Consider the following 17,973-nt stretch of genomic DNA (forward strand, 5'->3'; position numbering starts at 1 on the left):
AGCCGGCGGGTAGGCGGCAGCCACGAAGCTTGCGCGAAACGCTCATTGATACCGATGATCTCAACCGGCGCAGCAGGAGAGCTGCGAGACGTCCCGGGTGAAGGTCTGCGCACAGAGCCTGAGGCCCTCTACCATGGTGAGGTAGGGGAAGAGCGTTCCGGCGAGCGCGTGCACGGTCATGGCGCTGCGAATCGCGAGTGCGGCGGTCTGGATGATCTCGCCGCCGTTGTGCGCGAGCACCTGCGCGCCGATGAGCCGCCCGGTGTCCGCTTCGGCGACGAGCTTGATGAAACCCCGGGTGTCGAAGTTCGCGAGCGCCCGCGGCACGTTCTCCAGCTCCAGGCGCCGGCTGGTGGTCGCGATCCCGGCGCTGCGCGCCTGGCCCTCGTCCAGACCCACTGTTGCCACCTGGGGATCGGTGAATACCACGGTAGGCGTGACCGATAGGTCCAGCCGTTCGTCGCCGCCGGTCATGTTTACCGCTGCCCGCGTACCGGCGGCCGCCGCGACGTAGACGAGCTGGGGCAGATCCGTGCAGTCGCCGACCGCGTAGATCGCCGGGTTGCTCGTGCGCAGCCGTTCGTTCACGCGGATGGCCCCGCGCTCGTCCGTGGCGACGTCCGCCGCCTCCAGATCCAGTGCCCCCGTGTTGGGCGTGCGGCCGGTGGCGACCAGCAGCCGGTCCGTGGCGATCGGGCCGTGACGCGTGGAAAGGGTGAATTCGCCGCCGGTGAACGTCACTTGCGCCACCGCCGTGTGGGGGAGAACGCGCAGGCCTTCGTCCTCGAAGGCGGCCTGGAGTGCCTGTCCTATCGCCGGATCCTTGCGACTGAGCAGCGTGCTGCGGGCGAGCACGGTCACTTCGCTACCCAGACGCCGATAGGCCTGGGCGATCTCCAGGGCGACGAACGACGAGCCCAGCACGGCGAGCCGCGACGGCGCTTCGCTGTGGAACAGGGCGTCCGTGGAAGTCCAGTAAGGCGTCTTGGCCAACCCGGGTACCGGGGGTATGGCGGGTGAGGCGCCGGTGGCGATCAGCACCCGGTCGGTCGCGAGTCGCCGGACGCCGCCTGCGGTCAGGCTGACCACCAGCGTGTGGTCGTCCTCGAAGCGGGCGTGGCCGTGGATGAGCTCGATTCGTGGGTTGTCATCCAGAACGCGCTGGTATTTCGATTCCCGCAGCGCCTCGACACGGCGGCGAATCTGTCCCAGCAGGCGCTCGCGGTCGACCGCCGTGCCGCCGGTGCGTGGTACACCATCGAATGGATGATGACGCCGCGCACGGGCGGTTTCCGCGGCCCGCAGCAGGATCTTCGAAGGCACGCAGCCAACGTTGACGCAGGTGCCTCCGAGGGTGTCCCGTTCGATCATGGTCACTCGGGCACCGGCCTCGGCGGCGCGAATGGCCGCCGCGAAGGCGGCGCTGCCGCTGCCGATGACGGCGATGTGAGGCTCGCACGCCCGGCTACTCGCTCCCCGGTCGACCATCGCTCACTCCTGCGGCTGTGCCGGGTAGCCGGCGTTCGCGGTGGTTCGCGTCAACGCGGCGATACCGGTCTGCGTGTCGTCGAAGGTGACCGTGGCAGTCTTGTCCTCCAAGGATGCGGTGGCAGCGGTGACGCCGGGCACATCGCTGAGTGCCTGCTCGACGATGTAGGAGCAGCTCGCGCACGACATGTTCGCGACGTCCAGGGTCACCGTCCGCTCGGCGGCAACCGCCAGTGGCGTCACGATGACCATGAGGCAGACGGCAGGCAGAAGGCGGTACATCGGGTTCATGGCTCAGTCTCCCATCAGCAGCGGCAGTAGATACGGCCAAGCGATCACGGCGATCACCAGCAACGTCGACAGCCACAGCACCACGGTGGTAATGCGTTTCCCCGGGGCGCTCGCGCAGTGGCCCTCGAGATCACAGGCGTCGCGCTGGCGCCGGCGCATGCTGATGAAGCCGGCGAGGATCAGGGCACCAGCGATGACCACGAAGATCGGCTTGTACGGGGCGAGGGCGGTGAGGGTCGCTATCCATGCCCCACCGATGCCGAGCGAGAACAGCGCAAGCGGCACGATGCAGCATGAGGATGCGAGCACGGCGCCCAGGACGCTGGCGCCGGCGAGCACCCCGGTCCGGTCGTGGTGCGTCACCGTCGGCGCCCGGCCGTCGGTGGTGGTCGACTCGTCGGTGTATGGCATGGCTTCATCCGCTGGGCGTGTCGGTTGCTGTGAACTACGCTATTGTCTGTAGTGACTACAGGGTCAAGACATCGCGAGGTCCGGGGTCTTGCGTATCGGGGAGCTGGCTGCCGAAACGGGCGTCAAGATCGAAACGATTCGCTATTACGAACGTGTGGAGATCCTGCCGGCGCCGGCACGAACGGCGAACAACTACCGCACCTACACCCGAACCCATCTGCGTCGTCTGCGATTCGTCCGTCGGGCGCGGGCCCTGGGATTCACTCTGGATGAGGTGAGGACGCTGCTCGCCATGATCGACGGCGGCGATTACACCTGCGCCGAGGTGAAGACCCTGGGGGAGCGGCATCTTGCCGACATTCGCGCGAAGATCGCGGAGCTGCGACGCATGGAGGATGTCATGGGGCAGGTGGTGGAGCAGTGCAGCGGCGCGCGTACGCCTGACTGCTCCATGCTGGAGGCGCTGTTCGACGGCGACGATCGGGGCGTGGACGATCTCCGCTGCCGCCGGCCAGGCGTTTGATGCTGAGCTGCCCGGGGGCGCCGGCGGCCCCGGCGGTCTCGCGCCCCCGTGATTGCACGCCCTCGAGAGGGGTTCAGGTTTCCTGCGCCGCCAGCCAGCGGATCCAGTCGGCAACCCGCTGCACCGGTCCGGAGAGCTCGCGTTCCCGCGGATAGCAGAGATAGCAGGCGTCCGTGGGTGAGTCGGTCCGTCCGAACGGCGCCACCAGGGAGCCCGCATCGAGATACCCGTCCACGATCGGCCGGCGGCCCATGGCGAGGCCCAGGCCGTTCTGGGCAGCCTCCAGAACCTGGTGACCCTCCGCGAATCGCAGTGCCTTTTCGAGGCCGGGTGCATTCAGACCGACGGTGGCGGTCCATTTGGCCCATTCATCGGGGTCGGTTTCGTTGACGATCAGCCGTGCTTCGGCCAGGGCACGCTCGATGTGCCCGCCAATGGCCGTGTCGAGATAACCGGGCGCGCAAACGGGGATCAGTGCATCGGGGAAAAGGCGGTGTGCCGTGAGTCCGGGCCACGAGCCGCCGCCGTAGCGAAGGGCCAGATCGACCTGCTCGCGCGGCAGATCGACGCTTCGGGCCGTGGTCAGAATCTGCAGGTCGATGCCCGGACACTGCGCCTCGAACGAGTTCCAGTTGGGAATGAGCCACATGGAGGCGACCGCCGGCAGGGTCGTGATCGCCACGCGCTGGCGGCCCTGCGGGCCGCGCAGTTGCCGCGTCTCCTTGCGGATTCTCTCGAGCGCGGGCACGACCGCGTCGTAGTAGCGCTCGCCCGGCTCGGTCAGCGTGACCCCTGTGCGGTTGCGCTCGAAGAGCTTCAGGCCCAGGTAGTCCTCGAGCTGACGGACCTGGTGGCTTACCGCCGACTGCGTGATATGCAGCGCTTGCGCCGCGCTGGCGAACCGCTTTGTGCGGGCCACCGCGACGAAGGCGCGTAACGCTGCGAATGGCGGGAGGTCGCCGAATTCACTCGCCAAGACCGGCTCCCATCGATTCTATTCATGGCATGTGCAATATATCTCGTTTGAGTCGATGCGCCCATTCGCCGAAATATGAGGGCATGACGACTACATCAGGCCTGTTGGCGGGAGCGTTGCCATGAATAAATATGATTCCCGTGATGCCCATCGGCATATCTGGGATCTCGGTGGCCTGTATGTGCAGGCCACGTGGATGCAGACCCAGGCGCGGCAACTGGCGACCATGGCGGCCATTCGGTTACTGGCGAGAGCGCTGTTCCGCGTGGCACTCCCTGTGATCGGATTAGTAAGGCGCTGGACCAGTCTACTGGCAGGTGCACGGACCGCGCAGGCGCGCCCGGGCGGCGCGGCGCAGCCGCCCGGGCGTTCCATTCGGCGAAGCGGCTGAATGGCGCCCGTCGCGGTCAGCGGCGCCCGAACGCGTGAGCGAGCGATTCAGGCGCTCTCGGCCTGGGGAAACCGGTCCCGTGTGCGGTTGGCGTAGCGCACCAGGGCGAGCATCACCGGCACTTCCACGAGGACGCCGACCACCGTTGCCAGCGCGGCGCCGGACTGCAGCCCGAACAGCGCGATCGCCGCCGCGACGGCCAGCTCGAAGAAATTGCTCGCGCCGATCATGCTTGCCGGCGCCGCCACGCAATGGGGCACGCGCCAGGCACGGGCCCAGCGGTAGGCAAGGGCGAAGATGAGCACCGTCTGCACGATCAGCGGCACGGCGATGAGCGCAATGTGCAGGGGATTGTTCAGAATGACTTCGCCCTGGAAGGCGAACAGCAGTACCAGCGTGAGAATCAGGCCCGTGGGCGTGACCACACCGATACGCTTCAGGAACACGTCGTCGAACCACGTTCGGCCTTTGCGGCGGATGAGGCTCACCCGGGTGAGGTATCCGACAGTCAGCGGGATGACGATGTAGAGCAGCACCGAGAGCGCCATGGTGCGCCAGGGCACGGCGATATCGCTCACCCCGAGCAGGAATACCACAATGGGCGCGTAGGCGACGAGCATGATGAGATCGTTGATGGCGACCTGCACCAGGGTATAGGGGGCATCGCCCCGTGTGAGATAGCTCCAGACGAAGACCATGGCGGTGCAGGGCGCCGCGCCCAGGAGAATGGCGCCAGCGAGGTATTCGCGAGCGAGCGCCTCCGGGATGAGCGGCTCGAAGACCACGAAGAGGAAGAACCAGGCGATCGCCGCCATGGTGAAAGGCTTGATCAGCCAGTTGACGACGGTGGTGATCACCAGGCCCTTGGGCTGTCGGCGTACCCCGACGATGGCGCCGAAATCGATCTGCACCATCATCGGGAAGATCATCGCCCAGATCAGGATGGCCACGGGAATCGAGACCTGGGCGTACTCGAAGCGTGCCAGCGTCTCCGGAATGGCGGGCGCGAGCTGGCCCAGTGCCAGGCCGGCCATGATGGCGAGCGCCACCCACACGGACAGGTAGTGCTCGAATACCCCCATGCCTTTGTCGACATCGGGCGCCTGGGTCGCCGCCACGGCGGCGTTGCCTTGGTTCTTGGTCATGGTCTTCCGGTGGTCCGAGTGTTGGGTGGTTTGCGTGGGTCAGCGCTGCCTTAGCGCTTCGGGCAGGGTTTCGACGAATGCGCGGATCTCGTCGCGTACCCGGCGATAGTGCGTCATGGCCTCCGCCTCGTTGGTGGCTTGTCTCGCCAGCGCCGGGGGATCCTGAAAGCCTCGGTGGACGGTCTCGACCCGACCCGGGAAGATGGGGCAGCTCTCGGCGGCGTTGTCGCAGACGGTGACGACATAGTCGAAGGGTACGTCCGCGACTTCGTCGACGTGTTTCGAGGCGTGCCCGGTGATGTCGATGCCGGCTTCGCGCATGACGCTCACGGCGCGTGGATCGACTCCGTGGGGGGCGATGCCGGCGGAATAGGCATCGATGACGTCTGCCTTGAGGGCGCGCGCCCAGCCCTCGGCCATCTGGCTGCGGCAGGCGTTGCCGGTGCACAGGAAGAGTACCTTCACGGGTTCGGTCATTGGTCCGTCACCTTCGCGTACGTTGGAGCGCCCTGGCGGCAAGGCGTGCTCGCCCCGGCGTGGCCGGGGCACTCGAGGTCAACAAGCTCAACAGCAGGCCCCGGTGGTGTTCTTCGACGCCGGCGCAGGGGCACAACACGAGCCTTCGGTTTCCGTCTCCGCCGCGGTGGTGGGGGCACAGCAGGCGGCGCCGTCTCCACCGTCTTCATCGCCCGTGCCGTAGACGGGGATGCTTTCCAGGCTGTGGAAGGTTTCCCAGGCGATGCCCTGCGGGTCGGTCACCCAGTACTTGTCGGATTTCGCGTAGCAGCAGGCGGTACCCATCTCGGCTTTCACGCCGGCCTTCATCGGCTCGAGCCGCTCGTGCACCTCGGCGAGCTCGTCATCGGAGTCGACCTGCACCCCCAGGTGGTCGAGCCCCGCTTTCGCACTACGCGTCGAGATGGCGAAGTTCACCCGGGGATCGTCGAGCATCCACTTCGCGTAGTCGGGCTTGAGCACCGTTGGCTCGACGGCGAACAGGCCCGTGTAAAAGGCGACGCTGTCGTCGAGATTCGAGACCGAGACGTGTACGTGCAGGCGTTTCATGGCGACTCTCCTTCAGTGGGGGCGCAGGCCAGGGCGCTTGCGGGGGAGCAGGATTCGCCGCCGCAGCAATTCTCGGTGAGAAAGCCGATGAGCGTGTTCATCGCGGCGAAGTCGGCGGAATAGATCACGAACCGGCTGCGCTGCTCGGCGCGCACCAGACCGGCATGGCTGAGCTCCTTGAGGTGGAACGACAGCGACGACCGGGGAAGTTCCAGCCGGGTGCTGATCTCGCCCGCGGGCAGCCCCTGCGGACCGGCTTCCACCAGCAGGCGAAAGACGGACAGGCGTGACTCGTGGGCGAGTGCGGCAAGCGCGGTTACGGCAACTTTGTTTTCCATATTTCTATAATAGTGGAAATGTCGAATTCGATCAATCGTCGAGGCCCGCTGCGTGCCGGCCCGCAGAGGCAGGCGAGTGTCTGTCCTGGCGCGGTGAGGTTGCGCGGACGCAGTGGGTTTGACACGCATCATTGAAACATGGATTTTGTTTAAATCTTAAAGGCACACGGAGGCAGGGAGCATGCCGCCGACCATTGCGTTCCTGATCACAGTCAGCTTCGTGATTTCGTTCGCCGGGATGCTGGCGCTCGTCTGGGCCATCGCGAACAACCAGTTCAGCCTGAGTCAGGGGGCGGCGCGCACCATCTTCGCGCATGGCGAGGAGGGCCGGGGCGAGGATCCGGCCACACCGGCCGCCGAGCCGGGAAGGGGGCGGGTCGAAGCGGATGCCGCGGAGTTGGACGCGCGGGACGTCGCCGACCGATCCACGCGCGTGCCCGTGCTGACGTTCCTGGGCTCTGCGGTGATGTGGCTCGTGGTTGGCTCTCTCTACGGCGTGCTGGCGTCACTGAAGATGCACTGGCCGGAGCTGCTGGCGGACACACCGGCGTTGACGTTCGGTCGCGTGCGACCGATGCATCTCAACGCAGTGGCCTACGGGTGGGCGGCCATGGCGGGCATCGGCGTGGCCATATGGCTGATTCCGAGGCTGTTCAAGACACCGCTGGTGGGTGGGCGTTACGCCACGGTGGGGGCGTTGATCTGGAACGTTGCCATGGCCGCGGGTCTGGTGGCGCTTGGCGCCGGCTATTCGGACGGCATGGAGTGGCTGGAGATTCCCTGGCAGATCGATCTGCTGTTCGTGCTCGGAGGTGCGCTTTGTGCGGTGCCCTTGCTGCTCACCGTCCGGCACCGCCGTGTCGAGCATCTCTACGTGACGAGCTGGTACCTGATGGCGGCGCTGGTGTGGTTCCCGTTGCTGTTCACGGTGGCGAACCTGCCCGGCGCGTTCCCGGGCGTCTCCGGCGCCACGGTGAACTGGTGGTTCGCGCACAACGTGCTGGGGCTGTGGGTGACGCCCATCGGCATCGGCGTGGCGTACTACATGATCCCCAAGATACTGGGTCGGCCCATCCTCTCCTACCGCCTGTCACTGCTCGGGTTCTGGGCGCTGGCGCTGTTCTACAGCCAGGTTGGGCTGCATCACCTGGTCGGCGGCCCGGTACCCACGTGGGCGGTGACGCTGTCCATCGTCCAGAGCGTGATGATGGCCATTCCCGTGATCACCGTGGCGATCAACCACCACGGCACCATGTGGGGGCATTTCCATCGCCTGAAAGACTCGCCGACGCTGCGTTTCGTCTGGCTCGGCAGCCTCGGCTACACGGTCTCCTCGCTGCAGGGGTCCATGGAGGCGCTGCGCTCGGTGAACCTGGTGACCCACTTCACCCACTACACCGTGGGCCACGCCCATCTGGGCTTCTACGGTTTCCTGAGCTTCGTGCTCTTCGGCGCGGTGTATTTCATCGTGCCGCGGCTGGCGGACTGGGAGTGGCCGTCGCGGCGGTTGATCAGCGTGCACTTCTGGCTCACGGCCGCGGGCATCACGGTGTATTTCGTGGCGCTCACGATGGGTGGTTGGCTGCAGGGCCTCGCCATGCTGGATGCCGACACGCCGTTCATGGACGTGGTGCGGCTGACGCTGCCGTATCTGGAGGCGCGGTCGCTCGGAGGCACGCTCATGACACTCGGCCATCTGGTGTTCGCGGGTCACTTCTTCCTGGCGGTCACCCGCCAGGGGCGGGCGCTTAGCGGGCCGACGCTGTTCTCCCCGGCGCGCGTGCGCGAGGAGGGCCGGGCATGAAGAACACGCTCGCCATCATGGCCGGGGCGGCCGTCATCCTGCTGTTCTCCATGCTGCTGCTGGTGGTCATGCCGTATCTGCAGGTCACCGCGAGTGATCCCGCAGAAGAGCTCGAACGTTACTCCGCCGCCGAACGGCGCGGTCGCGCGATCTATATCAGTGAAGGTTGTGTCTATTGCCACAGCCAGCAGCCTCGTGACGGGTCATTCGCGTCGGCCGACCAGGCCCGCGGCTGGGGAAGGCCGTCGGCACCCGCCGATTACGCCTACGATCAGCCCCACTTGCTCGGCACCATGCGTACGGGGCCGGATCTGCTCAACATCGGCGCGCGTCAGCCCAGTGCCGACTGGCATCTGGCGCACCTCTACAACCCGCGCTCGGTGGCCCCGGGCAGCATCATGCCGCCCTACCGGTATCTGTTCGAGGCGGTGATTGCGCCGGGCCCGAACGAACGGGTGGTCAATCTCCCGCAGGGGTACGGCCCGGGTGGTGGCCGGGCGGTGGTGGCCACCGATCGCGCCCTCGATCTGGTCGCCTATCTCAAGGCACTGGATCGGACTTACGCCACCGACGACATCCCGCGGGCAGACGAGGAGGGCGAGCGATGACCGCACCCCGCGAGCGCGCGCGGCAGCGCGAGAACCCGGAGCCCGAGGAAGGCGACCGTCCGGTGCCGAAGGCGGTGTTCGTGCTCATCGCCGGTCTGTTTCTGTGGGGCTGTTACTATCTGCTCGCCCACACGGGCTATCCACTGGGCGCCGGGGATGCGCGCACGCCCATTGTCGCCCGCGACGGCGCCGATGGTGGCGCGGTCAGCGGCGCGTCCGTATATGCGGGTAATTGCGCCGCCTGCCACCAGGCAAAGGGGCAGGGCATAGCCGGCACGTTTCCGCCGCTGGTCGGCAGTCGCTGGGTCACGGAGGGTAATGGACGCATGGCGGCGGCGATCGTGCTGCGCGGTCTCCAAGGGGGCATCGAGGTCCAGGGCACGGTCTATGACGGTCAGATGCCGTCCTTCGCTGGCCAGCTATCGGATGCCGAGATCGCTGCGGTGGTGACCCATATCCGCACGAGCTGGGGCAACGATGCTGGTGCGGTGAGTGCCGGGGTCGTCTCCGAGGTGCGCACGGCCCTCGACGGCGACGCCGGCCCCTGGAAGGGGGGCGAGGCTCTGCGATCCGCATTCGACGGGTCGGCCGGGGGGTAACCCGCCTCTCAGCCGTCCCTGAGGTTCGGCGGCACGATGCCAAGCTTGCGCATGCGCCGGTAGACGGTGGGGCGGGAGACGCCCAGCAATCGGGCGACGGCAGTGATGTTCCAGCGTTGCTCGCGCAGCAGTTCGTGGAGCTCGCAGTGGGCGTCGGAAGGCGTTCGTGGCGTCCCGCTCGAGTATCCGCCAGCGTCGAGCTGTGCCACCACCCGGCCGGGCAGCGGCGCGCAATCGTCAGGCAGGTCGCCGAGGGCGATCTCGTCGGCCTCGCAGGTGGCCAGGGCGAATCGCAGGGCATTGTTTAGCTCGCGGATGTTGCCCGGCCAGTCGTGGGCGAGCAGGGCACTCATGGCGTCGCCGCGGATCGCCGCATGGGCGCCGCGCTCGCGGCAGATACCCTCGAAAACGCTGCGGATGACGTACTGTTTGTCGGCGCGGGCGCGCAACGGTGGCAGCTTCAGGGTGGCACCGTTCAGGCGGTAGTAGAGATCCTCGCGGAAGGCGCCGTCGTCGATCAGCCGGCGGATGTCCCGGTGGGTTGCGGCGACCACGCGCAGGTCGACGGGGACCGGGCGTTCCGCGCCCAGCGGCAGGATTTCCTTTTCCGCCAGCGCACGCAGCAGCCGGGTCTGCAGATGCAGGGGCATGTCCCCGATTTCGTCGAGAAACAGCGTGCCGCCGTCGGACTGCTGGATGAGCCCTTTCATGCCCTTGCTGCGTGCGCCGGTGAACGTGCCCGGCTGATAGCCGAAGAGCTCGCTTTCGATCAGGGATTCGGGGATCGCCGCGCAATTGACGGCGATGAACGGCCGTCCGGCCCGGTCGCTGGAATCATGAAGCGCGCGGGCGAGCCGCTCCTTGCCGGTGCCGGTCTCGCCGACGATGAGCACGTTCACCGGCTCGTTGCGCAGGCGCTTGGCGCAGGCGATGGTCTTGCGCATGGTCGGGTCGTCGGCGGCGAGCCGGTCAAGCTCGGGCAGATCCCGGGTTTCCGCCGGGCGTCGGCCGTCATGTGCCGGCCCGTGGCGCTTCTTGGGCTCGATCAGGGTGGCGAAGTAGATCTCGCCGGCGTGGTTGGTGTGAAAGGCGCGCACCTGGTCGTCGGTCGCGAAGGGAATGCTCAACACGTCCGTGAGCTCACAATCGAACAAGTGCGTGATGTTCAGCGGCGCTTCCCCGGCGACACCGGCATAGTGGGGCGGATTGCTGCGCAGAAGCCGCCGGGCGTTGGTATTGGCGGCGACGATGGTGCCGTCCTCTTCCATGGCGAGCAGGTTCTGGCCGTTGACGTGGACCATCTCCCGGGAATTGCCGAAGCGGAAGACGTGCTTGTCGCGGTAGCGGCGCAGGAAATAGGCGTCCTCGATCATCCGCGCGTAGTGATTGACCAGCTGCAGGGCGAAGTTCTGACTGCTCTTGTCCGTCGGCGAGCGCAGCGCGGAGACGTCGAGCACCGCCAGCAGGTCCCCCTGGGGGCTGAACACCGGCGCGGATGTGCAGGTGAGGGTGATGTGGCTGGCGTCGAAGTGGTCCACGCGGTGACAGGTCAGGGCGACGCCTTCCTCGAGGCAGGTCCCCACGGCGCACGTGCCGGCGTGGCGCTCGTTCCAGTCGGCGCCGAGGTACAGCCCGGCCTCGCGCAGCGGGCGATCGTCGCGGGGGTTGCCCAGGTACTCGACGGTAATGCCGCGGTCGTCACAGAGCAGGAGCACGTAGTCGAGCTCCGCGATGTGTGCGTAGAGCTGCTCCACGCCGGAACGGGCCACGCTCAGGAATTCGTCGACGCGTTCGCGGTGCTCGCGTAGCCGCTCGTGGGTGACGATCCGCGCTGATTGCGGTCGGCTCGGATCCAGCCCGTACTCCCGTACACAGCGCTGCCAGGAGCGCGTGATGATGTCGGGTCTCTCGCCGGTTCCGGCGTTCGCCGGCTCATCGGCAGCACGGGCAAGAACCGTGTCGATGTGCGTGCGCTGTGCGGTATGCAGTGCCATATCGCCGCTGCCCTTCATCGTGGGTGACGGGGCATCCATGCTGCGCGGGGAGGTGCTCTCGTGCGGCCGTGGCGACGATACGCGGCACTCGGCTGACCGCGGGAATGTGCTCCCCGCGAGCCAAGGCACCGTGACGATCTCTCCTCCACTGGCCCCACCGGCAACACATCGCCCGTGGGATTTCCGTTCCGATCATTGTTGTACGCCGGAGCGGGGCGTCCCGTCCCCTGGCCGTAGCGTGCGTCGCGCTGGTAACCGGCTACCAGTATGACACAGGCGGATTCGGCGCTCCCCTGATCCGGCGCTGGTGCTTGGGTTGAGCACTTGCAGGCTCCGTGCCATCAGCGTGGGCCGGATGTATTCGGCAGACCACGGTATTCGCCGCCTGGCAGGAATGCGCCAAACGCTCACCGGCACGTTACAGGTGTGCGGGACGACCGTTACACGTGTAACGAGTGTAACGGTTCCGATCGTGTTGCCTCCCGTTCCGTGGGCGCTTGTCCCGATGCGGTGGACGCTCGCATTGCCGCTTGAAATCAATGCCCTAGACAATAGCCCGCCGTGAATTTCGGCTTCTGGCACGGAAGCTGCTAAAGGCATTTCACGACCAGCGTCAATGCGAAGTCGTCCAGCCCGGATCCGGTGCCCGTTGCCACCGCGACCGGGTAGATAAAGACATAGCGTACGGACGGCAATCCGCCGTACGGGATGGCACGAAATGCCATGCCCTTTGTGAGGAGGAGACAACCATGAAGACGCACACCAACGCCCTGGCAATGAGCCGAAGGGCATTTCTGCGCCGAAGCGGTAATCTGGCGCTCGGCGCCAGTGCCCTGGCCGTTTTGCCCACCAGCGTATTCGCCGGGGAATCACAGGCGCATTTCAACGCGACACTGTTACGCATGGCGCGTGACATTTATCCCCATGACGCGCTCGAGGACCGCTACTACTGGGAGCCGGTCAAGGGCGTGATCGACGGGCAGGTCGAGCTGCTTGCCGATGGCGTCAAGCGGCTCGATGCCAAGGCCCGGGAAGGGCACGGGCGCGTCTACCGGCATATCGCCACCGAGCCCGACCGTGTCCGGATTCTGCGTGCCGAGGAGAACGAGGCCTATTTTCAGGCCGTGCGCACGGCGCTGTTATTCGGCATTTACAACAACAAGTCGCTGTGGGAACCGTTTTTCGGCTACGAGGGGTCGTCCTGGGAAAAGGGCGGTTATATCAACCGCGGTTTCAACGACCTGGATTGGCTTTGAACGGCGTCGGAGGGGAGTGCTGAACAATGGCGGCGACATTCGATTACAACGATGATTCCGTTATCGTGATCGTCGGCTCCGGTGCCGGTGGCGGAACACTGGCCTACGAGCTAGCGCGCAAAGGCGTGAAAACGGTGGTTCTCGAGGCCGGTAAACGGTTCACCATGGCTGACATCGAGAACGACGAATGGGCGATGTTCAAGAAAATCTCGTGGCTGGACAAACGTATTTCCGCCGGCCCGTGGCATCACAGTGAAAACCATCCGAATCTGCCCGCGTGGATCGTCAAGGGGGTCGGCGGCAGCACCATCCACTGGGCCGGCGTGGCGCTGCGCATGCAGGAGCACGAATTCCGGATGCGCTCCGTCAACGGCGACATCGACGGCGCCAATCTTCTCGACTGGCCCATCCGCTACGACGAGCTCGCACCGTACTACGACCGCGCCGAGAAGAAGATGGGGGTGACCGGCAGCAAGGAAACCGGGTTGCCGTACCACCAGTGGCACAACTCGTTCAAGGTGCTGGCGGAGGGCGCGAAGCGGATCGGCTACAAGGAGATCAAGGCCGGTCCCATGGCGATCAATACCAAGCCTTATGACGGGCGCCCCGCGTGCCAGCAGATCGGCTTCTGCATGCAGGGCTGCCGCATCGGTGCGAAGTGGTCGACCATGTACACGGACATTCCCCGCGCCGAGCAGAGCGGACTGTGCGAGCTGCGGCCGGAGGCCATGGCGCTGAAGATCGAGCACAACGCCAAGGGACTCGTCACCGGCGTCGTCTATGCGGACAAGGACGGCAACGTTCAGCGTCAGAAGGCCCGGGCGGTGTGCGTGGCCGGCAACTCCATCGAGTCACCGCGGTTGCTGCTGAACTCCGCCTCCAGCCTATTCCCGGATGGTCTCGCGAACTCCTCGGGGCAGGTGGGCCGCAACTACATGACCCACACCACCGCGGGCGTGTACGCGATCATGCCCAAGCCGGTGAACATGTACCGCGGCACGACAGTGGCGGGCATCGTCTCGGACGAGTCCCATCACAATCCCGAACGCGGTTTCATCGGCGGCTACAAGCTCGAGATTCTCTCCCTCGGGGTGCCTTTCCTCTCGGCGTTCCTGGTGCCGGGCCCGAGCGGCTGGGGCCGGTCGGTCACCTCCGCCATGGAGCAGTACGACCACATGTCCGGCGTGTGGATCTGTGGTGAGGACCTGCCGGTGGAGAGCAACCGCATCACGCTCCACGACAGCGAGACCGACCAGTACGGCCTGCCGGTGCCCATCGTCCACAAAGGCGATCATCCCAACGACACACGCATGCGCCAGCACGCCTACGAGCAGACCGCCAAGTGCTACGAGGCCGTCGGTGCCACCCGCATCGTGAACCTGCCGCCATACCCGGCCAGCCACAACATGGGCACCAACCGCATGAGCGAAAAGCCTCGCGACGGTGTGGTGAACAAGTGGGGGCGTGCCCACGACGTCAGGAACCTGTTCGTCTCCGATGGCAGCCAGTTCACCACCAGCAGCGCGGAGAACCCGACGCCGACGATCGTTGCGCTCGCCATCCGGCAGGCCGATCACATCGCCGATCTGATGAAGCGCGGCGAGCTCTGAGCGTCGTCGGTGCCGGGCGTGCCGACTCAACGGATCCGACAGGAGAACAGGTGATGCAAGCGACCACCGAACAGTATCTCTGGATGTACGAAAGCATGCTGGTCAGCCGGCATCTCGAGGAGACCATCGAGGCGATCTACATGGAGGGGAAGAAGCCCGTGTTCAACATGGCGAACGGGCCGATTCCCGGGGAAATGCACCTCTCCAACGGCCAGGAACCCTGTGCCGTGGGCGTGTGTGCGCATCTGCGGCCGACCGACGTGGTCACTGCCACCCACCGCCCGCACCACATCGCCATCGCCAAGGGCGTGGACTTAAAGCGCATGGTCGCCGAGATCTTCGGCAAGAAGACCGGTCTCAGCGGTGGCCGCGGTGGCCATATGCACCTCTTCGACCCGGCGGTGAACTTCAGCTGTTCCGGCATCATCGCCGAGGGCATGGGGCCGGCGGTTGGTGCCGCGCTCTCGCGCCGGATGCAGAACAAGGAGGGGGTGGCCGTGGCGTTCCTGGGCGAAGGGGCCGCCAATCAGGGTGCTTTCCACGAGAGCCTCAACCTGGCCGCCGTGTGGAATCTGCCGGTGGTGTTCGTGATCGAGGACAACGCCTGGGGGATCTCGGTGGCGAAGAACACCGCCACCGCCGTACCGCGTAACGACGTTCGTGCCGCCGCCTACGACATCCCCGGCGTGTTCGTGCCGGACAACGATCCTACCGCGGTGTTCGAGGCCGCCGGCGAGGCCGTCGAGCGGGCCCGCGCCGGCGGCGGACCGACACTTATCGAGATTCAGACCTACCGCCTCGCCGGCCACTTCATGGGTGACGGCGAGGACTACCGCCCTGCCGGCGAGAAGGAGGCGCTGCTGGCCAAGGACCCGATTCCGCGCTTCCGCGACCGCCTGCTGGCCGACGGCGTGTTGACCACCGATCAGGACGGCCGCATCACCGCCCGCGCCCAGGCGTTGGTGGACGAAGCGGTGACCTTTGCCCGGGAAAGCGACTACCCGGCGCCGGAGGAGGCGCTGGAAGCGGTCTTCGTGTAACGGCAACGGCCACGGGAGGGACGAGGAAATGAGTGAAGCAGCAACCATGAACGCCGCGGTCTGGCACGGGCGGCGCGACATCCGGCTGGAGAACGTGCCGGTTCCGGGACGCCCGCAGGCCGGGTGGGTGCAGATCCGGGTCCACTGGTGCGGCATCTGTGGATCGGACCTGCACGAGTACGTGGCTGGCCCGGTGTTCATTCCGGTGGACCAGGCGCATCCGCTGACCGGCCTCAAGGGCAATTGCATTCTCGGCCACGAGTTCAGCGGCGAGATCGTCGCCACCGGCGACGGCGTGAGCGGGTTCGAGGTGGGCGACCGTGTCGCCGCCGACGCCTGTCAGCACTGCGGGGCGTGCCGGTACTGCAAGGAAGAACGCTACAACCTCTGCGAGCAGCTCGCCTTTACCGGGCTGATGAACAACGGCGCGTTCGCCGAGTACGTCAACGTCCCCGCCGATCTGCTCTACAGACTCCCCGACGGTTTTCCCACCGAGGCCGGCGCCCTCATCGAGCCGCTGGCGGTGGGTATGCACGCCGTCAGGAAGGCCGGCAGCGTGGTCGGGGAGACAGTGGTCGTGGTCGGCGCGGGCACCATCGGCCTGTGCACGATGATGTGCGCGAGAGCCGCCGGCGCTGCCCGGGTGATCGCGCTGGAGATGTCCTCGGCGCGCAAGCGGAAAGCCCGGGACGTGGGCGCGACGCACGTCATCGACCCCAGCGAGTGCGATGCCGTCAGCGAGGTGAAGCGTCTCACCGGCGGCTATGGCGCACCCGTTTCCTTCGAGTGCATCGGCCACAAGGACACCGCGCAGCTCGCCATCGACGTGATCCGCAAAGCGGGCAAAGCCGTGATGGTGGGCATCTTCGAGGAGCCCAGCGAGTTCAATTTCTTCGACGTCGTGGCCACCGAGAAGCAGATCATCGGCTCGCTGGCCTACAGCGGCGAGTTCGCGGATGTCATTTCGCTGATCGGTGACGGGCGCCTGGATGTGGCACCGCTCATCACCGGGCGGATCGAGCTCGGCAACATTCTCGAAGGTGGCTTCGAGGAGCTCGTCAACAACAAGGATCACAACGTGAAGATCATTGTCACGCCCAATTCGTCGCTCAATGCCCGGGCGAACGGTACCCAGCACAGTTGAGGAGGAGCGGCCATGACTGCCGTAGCCAGTAATGCGTCTGAAAAGAAGCTCACCATTGCCCGCGCAATGGCCGAAGCGACCGCCCAGGAGATGCGCATCGATGAGCGCGTGTTCGTCATGGGCGAGGACATCGGCCCTCTGGGCGGCGTGTTCGGCAACACCCGGGGGCTCCACGACGAGTTCGGTCCGGAGCGCATTCGCGATACGCCCATTTCGGAGACAGCGTTCATCGGTGCCGCGGTGGGTGCGGCTTCGGACGGCATGCGCCCCATCGTGGAGCTCATGTTCGTGGATTTCTTCGGCGTGTGCATGGACGCGATCTACAACCTCATGGCGAAGAACACTTACTTCGCCGGGGCCAACGTCAAGGTGCCCATGGTGCTGATGGCCTCGACCGGCGCCGGCTATTCCGACGCCGGGCAGCACTCCCAGTGCCTGTACGCAACGTTCGCGCACCTGCCGGGTATGAAGGTGGTGGCGCCGAGTAACGCCTACGACGCCAAGGGGCTGATGACCGCCGCGATCCGCGACGACAACCCCGTCGTCTACCTGTTCCACAAGTCCCTGCAGGGCATGGGGTGGCTCGGCACCGAGAAGGGCGCAACGGTGAGCTGCCCCACGGATGCCTACGAGGTGGAGATCGGGAAGGCGGCCACGGTGCGCGAGGGTACGGATGTCACCATCGTGAGCCTCGCCGCTGGTGTCCACCACGCACTGCGTGCTGCCGACGAACTCGCCGGCGACGGGGTGAGCGCGGAGGTCGTGGACCTACGCTCGTTGGTGCCCCTCGACCGCGATCACGTCTTCGAGTCCGTGCGCAAGACCGGTCGGCTCATCGTGGTCGACGAGGACTACCGCAGCTACGGGGTCACCGGCGAAATCATCGCCACCATAGCCGAGCGTGACGTGAGCGTGCTCAAGGCGAACCCGCGGCGGGTGGCGTTCCCCGATATCCCCATACCGTTCACCCGGCCGATGGAGCAGTGGGCGCTGCCGTCGGCGGAGAAGATCGTCAATGCATTCCGGGAGATGGAGAAGTGACATCCATGAGTGAGATCAAAGTGCCAACGGATCTGTGGGAGGACGACAACGAGGCCGTCATCACGTCCTGGCTGGTGGATGACGGTGCCGAGGTCGCCGCTGGCGACCTGGTCGCCGAGATCATGGTGGAGAAGGCGCAGCACGAGATCACCGCACCTGCCTCGGGAACCATTCGCCTGGGCAAGGAGGCCGACGAGGTGGTCGCCAAGGGCGACGTCATCGCCGTTATCGAATGAAGTCACGTCCACG

The 17,973-nt window shown here is 66.1% G+C and carries 20 protein-coding genes; 11 read left to right on the forward strand and 9 right to left on the reverse strand.

Annotation, left to right across the window (positions count from 1 at the left end; all coding sequences use genetic code 11):
- Window positions 1–60: 60 nt before the first annotated feature.
- From merA to ACPEES_RS13845, 3 genes are read right to left on the reverse strand one after another with little or no spacing between them, the layout of a single operon-like run.
- The gene (merA, locus tag ACPEES_RS13835; protein WP_435104099.1) at window positions 61–1,488 is read right to left on the reverse strand and encodes a mercury(II) reductase; all 1,428 of its coding nucleotides are present in this window, start codon (window positions 1,486–1,488) and stop codon (window positions 61–63) included.
- Window positions 1,489–1,491: 3 nt separating this feature from the next.
- Window positions 1,492–1,779, reverse strand: a complete 288-nt coding sequence (locus ACPEES_RS13840) for a heavy-metal-associated domain-containing protein (RefSeq protein ID WP_435104100.1) — start codon at window positions 1,777–1,779, stop codon at window positions 1,492–1,494.
- A 3-nt stretch (window positions 1,780–1,782) separates the two neighbouring features.
- The gene (locus ACPEES_RS13845) at window positions 1,783–2,190 is read right to left on the reverse strand and encodes a mercuric transporter MerT family protein (protein WP_435104101.1); all 408 of its coding nucleotides are present in this window, start codon (window positions 2,188–2,190) and stop codon (window positions 1,783–1,785) included.
- Between the two features lie 88 nt (window positions 2,191–2,278).
- On the opposite strand from ACPEES_RS13845, the gene ACPEES_RS13850 reads away from it, so the two are divergent.
- Window positions 2,279–2,713, forward strand: a complete 435-nt coding sequence (locus ACPEES_RS13850; RefSeq protein WP_435104102.1) for a MerR family transcriptional regulator — start codon at window positions 2,279–2,281, stop codon at window positions 2,711–2,713.
- Window positions 2,714–2,786: 73 nt separating this feature from the next.
- On the opposite strand, the gene ACPEES_RS13855 is transcribed toward ACPEES_RS13850, so the two are convergent.
- The gene (locus ACPEES_RS13855; protein WP_435104103.1) at window positions 2,787–3,689 is read right to left on the reverse strand and encodes a LysR substrate-binding domain-containing protein; all 903 of its coding nucleotides are present in this window, start codon (window positions 3,687–3,689) and stop codon (window positions 2,787–2,789) included.
- A 121-nt stretch (window positions 3,690–3,810) separates the two neighbouring features.
- Between ACPEES_RS13855 and ACPEES_RS13860 the strand changes: the two genes are divergently transcribed.
- Window positions 3,811–4,080 carry a hypothetical protein gene (locus tag ACPEES_RS13860; protein WP_435104104.1) on the forward strand — a complete coding sequence of 90 codons (270 nt, stop codon included), beginning with the start codon at window positions 3,811–3,813 and terminating at the stop codon, window positions 4,078–4,080.
- 47 nt (window positions 4,081–4,127) lie between these two features.
- Here ACPEES_RS13860 and arsB read toward each other — a convergent pair whose 3' ends face one another.
- The 4 genes from arsB to ACPEES_RS13880 form a co-directional block, all read right to left on the reverse strand.
- Complete coding sequence (arsB, locus tag ACPEES_RS13865; protein ID WP_435104105.1) at window positions 4,128–5,225, reverse strand: ACR3 family arsenite efflux transporter; 1,098 nt, start codon at window positions 5,223–5,225, stop codon at window positions 4,128–4,130.
- A gap of 39 nt (window positions 5,226–5,264) precedes the next feature.
- Window positions 5,265–5,702, reverse strand: coding sequence for an arsenate reductase ArsC (locus ACPEES_RS13870; RefSeq protein WP_435104106.1), 438 nt, complete (start codon window positions 5,700–5,702; stop codon window positions 5,265–5,267).
- An 87-nt stretch (window positions 5,703–5,789) separates the two neighbouring features.
- Window positions 5,790–6,290, reverse strand: a complete 501-nt coding sequence (locus ACPEES_RS13875) for an ArsI/CadI family heavy metal resistance metalloenzyme (RefSeq protein WP_435104107.1) — start codon at window positions 6,288–6,290, stop codon at window positions 5,790–5,792.
- A complete protein-coding gene (locus ACPEES_RS13880; protein WP_435104108.1) occupies window positions 6,287–6,628 on the reverse strand; it encodes an ArsR/SmtB family transcription factor in 342 nt (113 codons plus the stop codon). The genes ACPEES_RS13875 and ACPEES_RS13880 overlap by 4 nt, the downstream gene beginning before the upstream one ends.
- Before the next feature lie 181 nt (window positions 6,629–6,809).
- Between ACPEES_RS13880 and ACPEES_RS13885 the strand changes: the two genes are divergently transcribed.
- Genes ACPEES_RS13885 through ACPEES_RS13895 form a run of 3 tightly spaced genes read left to right on the forward strand, consistent with a single transcriptional unit; the run spans window position 6,810 to window position 9,639 of the window.
- Window positions 6,810–8,432 carry a cbb3-type cytochrome c oxidase subunit I gene (locus tag ACPEES_RS13885; protein WP_435104109.1) on the forward strand — a complete coding sequence of 541 codons (1,623 nt, stop codon included), beginning with the start codon at window positions 6,810–6,812 and terminating at the stop codon, window positions 8,430–8,432.
- The gene (locus tag ACPEES_RS13890; RefSeq protein ID WP_435104110.1) at window positions 8,429–9,040 is read left to right on the forward strand and encodes a cbb3-type cytochrome c oxidase subunit II; all 612 of its coding nucleotides are present in this window, start codon (window positions 8,429–8,431) and stop codon (window positions 9,038–9,040) included. Before ACPEES_RS13885 ends, ACPEES_RS13890 begins: the two co-directional genes overlap by 4 nt.
- Complete coding sequence (locus tag ACPEES_RS13895) at window positions 9,037–9,639, forward strand: c-type cytochrome (RefSeq protein WP_435104111.1); 603 nt, start codon at window positions 9,037–9,039, stop codon at window positions 9,637–9,639. The genes ACPEES_RS13890 and ACPEES_RS13895 overlap by 4 nt, the downstream gene beginning before the upstream one ends.
- 8 nt (window positions 9,640–9,647) lie before the next feature.
- On the opposite strand, the gene ACPEES_RS13900 is transcribed toward ACPEES_RS13895, so the two are convergent.
- Window positions 9,648–11,633, reverse strand: coding sequence for a sigma-54-dependent Fis family transcriptional regulator (locus ACPEES_RS13900; protein ID WP_435104112.1), 1,986 nt, complete (start codon window positions 11,631–11,633; stop codon window positions 9,648–9,650).
- 749 nt (window positions 11,634–12,382) lie between these two features.
- Between ACPEES_RS13900 and ACPEES_RS13905 the strand changes: the two genes are divergently transcribed.
- Genes ACPEES_RS13905 through ACPEES_RS13930 form a run of 6 tightly spaced genes read left to right on the forward strand, consistent with a single transcriptional unit; the run spans window position 12,383 to window position 17,960 of the window.
- The gene (locus tag ACPEES_RS13905) at window positions 12,383–12,889 is read left to right on the forward strand and encodes a hypothetical protein (protein WP_435104113.1); all 507 of its coding nucleotides are present in this window, start codon (window positions 12,383–12,385) and stop codon (window positions 12,887–12,889) included.
- Window positions 12,890–12,915: 26 nt separating this feature from the next.
- A complete protein-coding gene (locus tag ACPEES_RS13910) occupies window positions 12,916–14,499 on the forward strand; it encodes a GMC family oxidoreductase (RefSeq protein WP_435104114.1) in 1,584 nt (527 codons plus the stop codon).
- 53 nt (window positions 14,500–14,552) lie between these two features.
- Complete coding sequence (locus ACPEES_RS13915; RefSeq protein ID WP_435104115.1) at window positions 14,553–15,539, forward strand: thiamine pyrophosphate-dependent dehydrogenase E1 component subunit alpha; 987 nt, start codon at window positions 14,553–14,555, stop codon at window positions 15,537–15,539.
- Window positions 15,540–15,567: 28 nt separating this feature from the next.
- Window positions 15,568–16,683 carry a 2,3-butanediol dehydrogenase gene (locus tag ACPEES_RS13920; RefSeq protein ID WP_435104117.1) on the forward strand — a complete coding sequence of 372 codons (1,116 nt, stop codon included), beginning with the start codon at window positions 15,568–15,570 and terminating at the stop codon, window positions 16,681–16,683.
- 12 nt (window positions 16,684–16,695) lie between these two features.
- On the forward strand, window positions 16,696–17,724 hold the full coding sequence (locus ACPEES_RS13925; RefSeq protein WP_435104118.1) for an alpha-ketoacid dehydrogenase subunit beta: 1,029 nt from the start codon (window positions 16,696–16,698) through the stop codon (window positions 17,722–17,724).
- A 5-nt stretch (window positions 17,725–17,729) separates the two neighbouring features.
- A complete protein-coding gene (locus ACPEES_RS13930) occupies window positions 17,730–17,960 on the forward strand; it encodes a lipoyl domain-containing protein (RefSeq protein ID WP_435104119.1) in 231 nt (76 codons plus the stop codon).
- The last annotated feature ends 13 nt before the right edge of the window (window positions 17,961–17,973 follow it).

Source organism: Arhodomonas sp. AD133, from assembly GCF_051195215.1.
In the GTDB taxonomy this organism is placed as follows: domain Bacteria; phylum Pseudomonadota; class Gammaproteobacteria; order Nitrococcales; family Nitrococcaceae; genus Arhodomonas.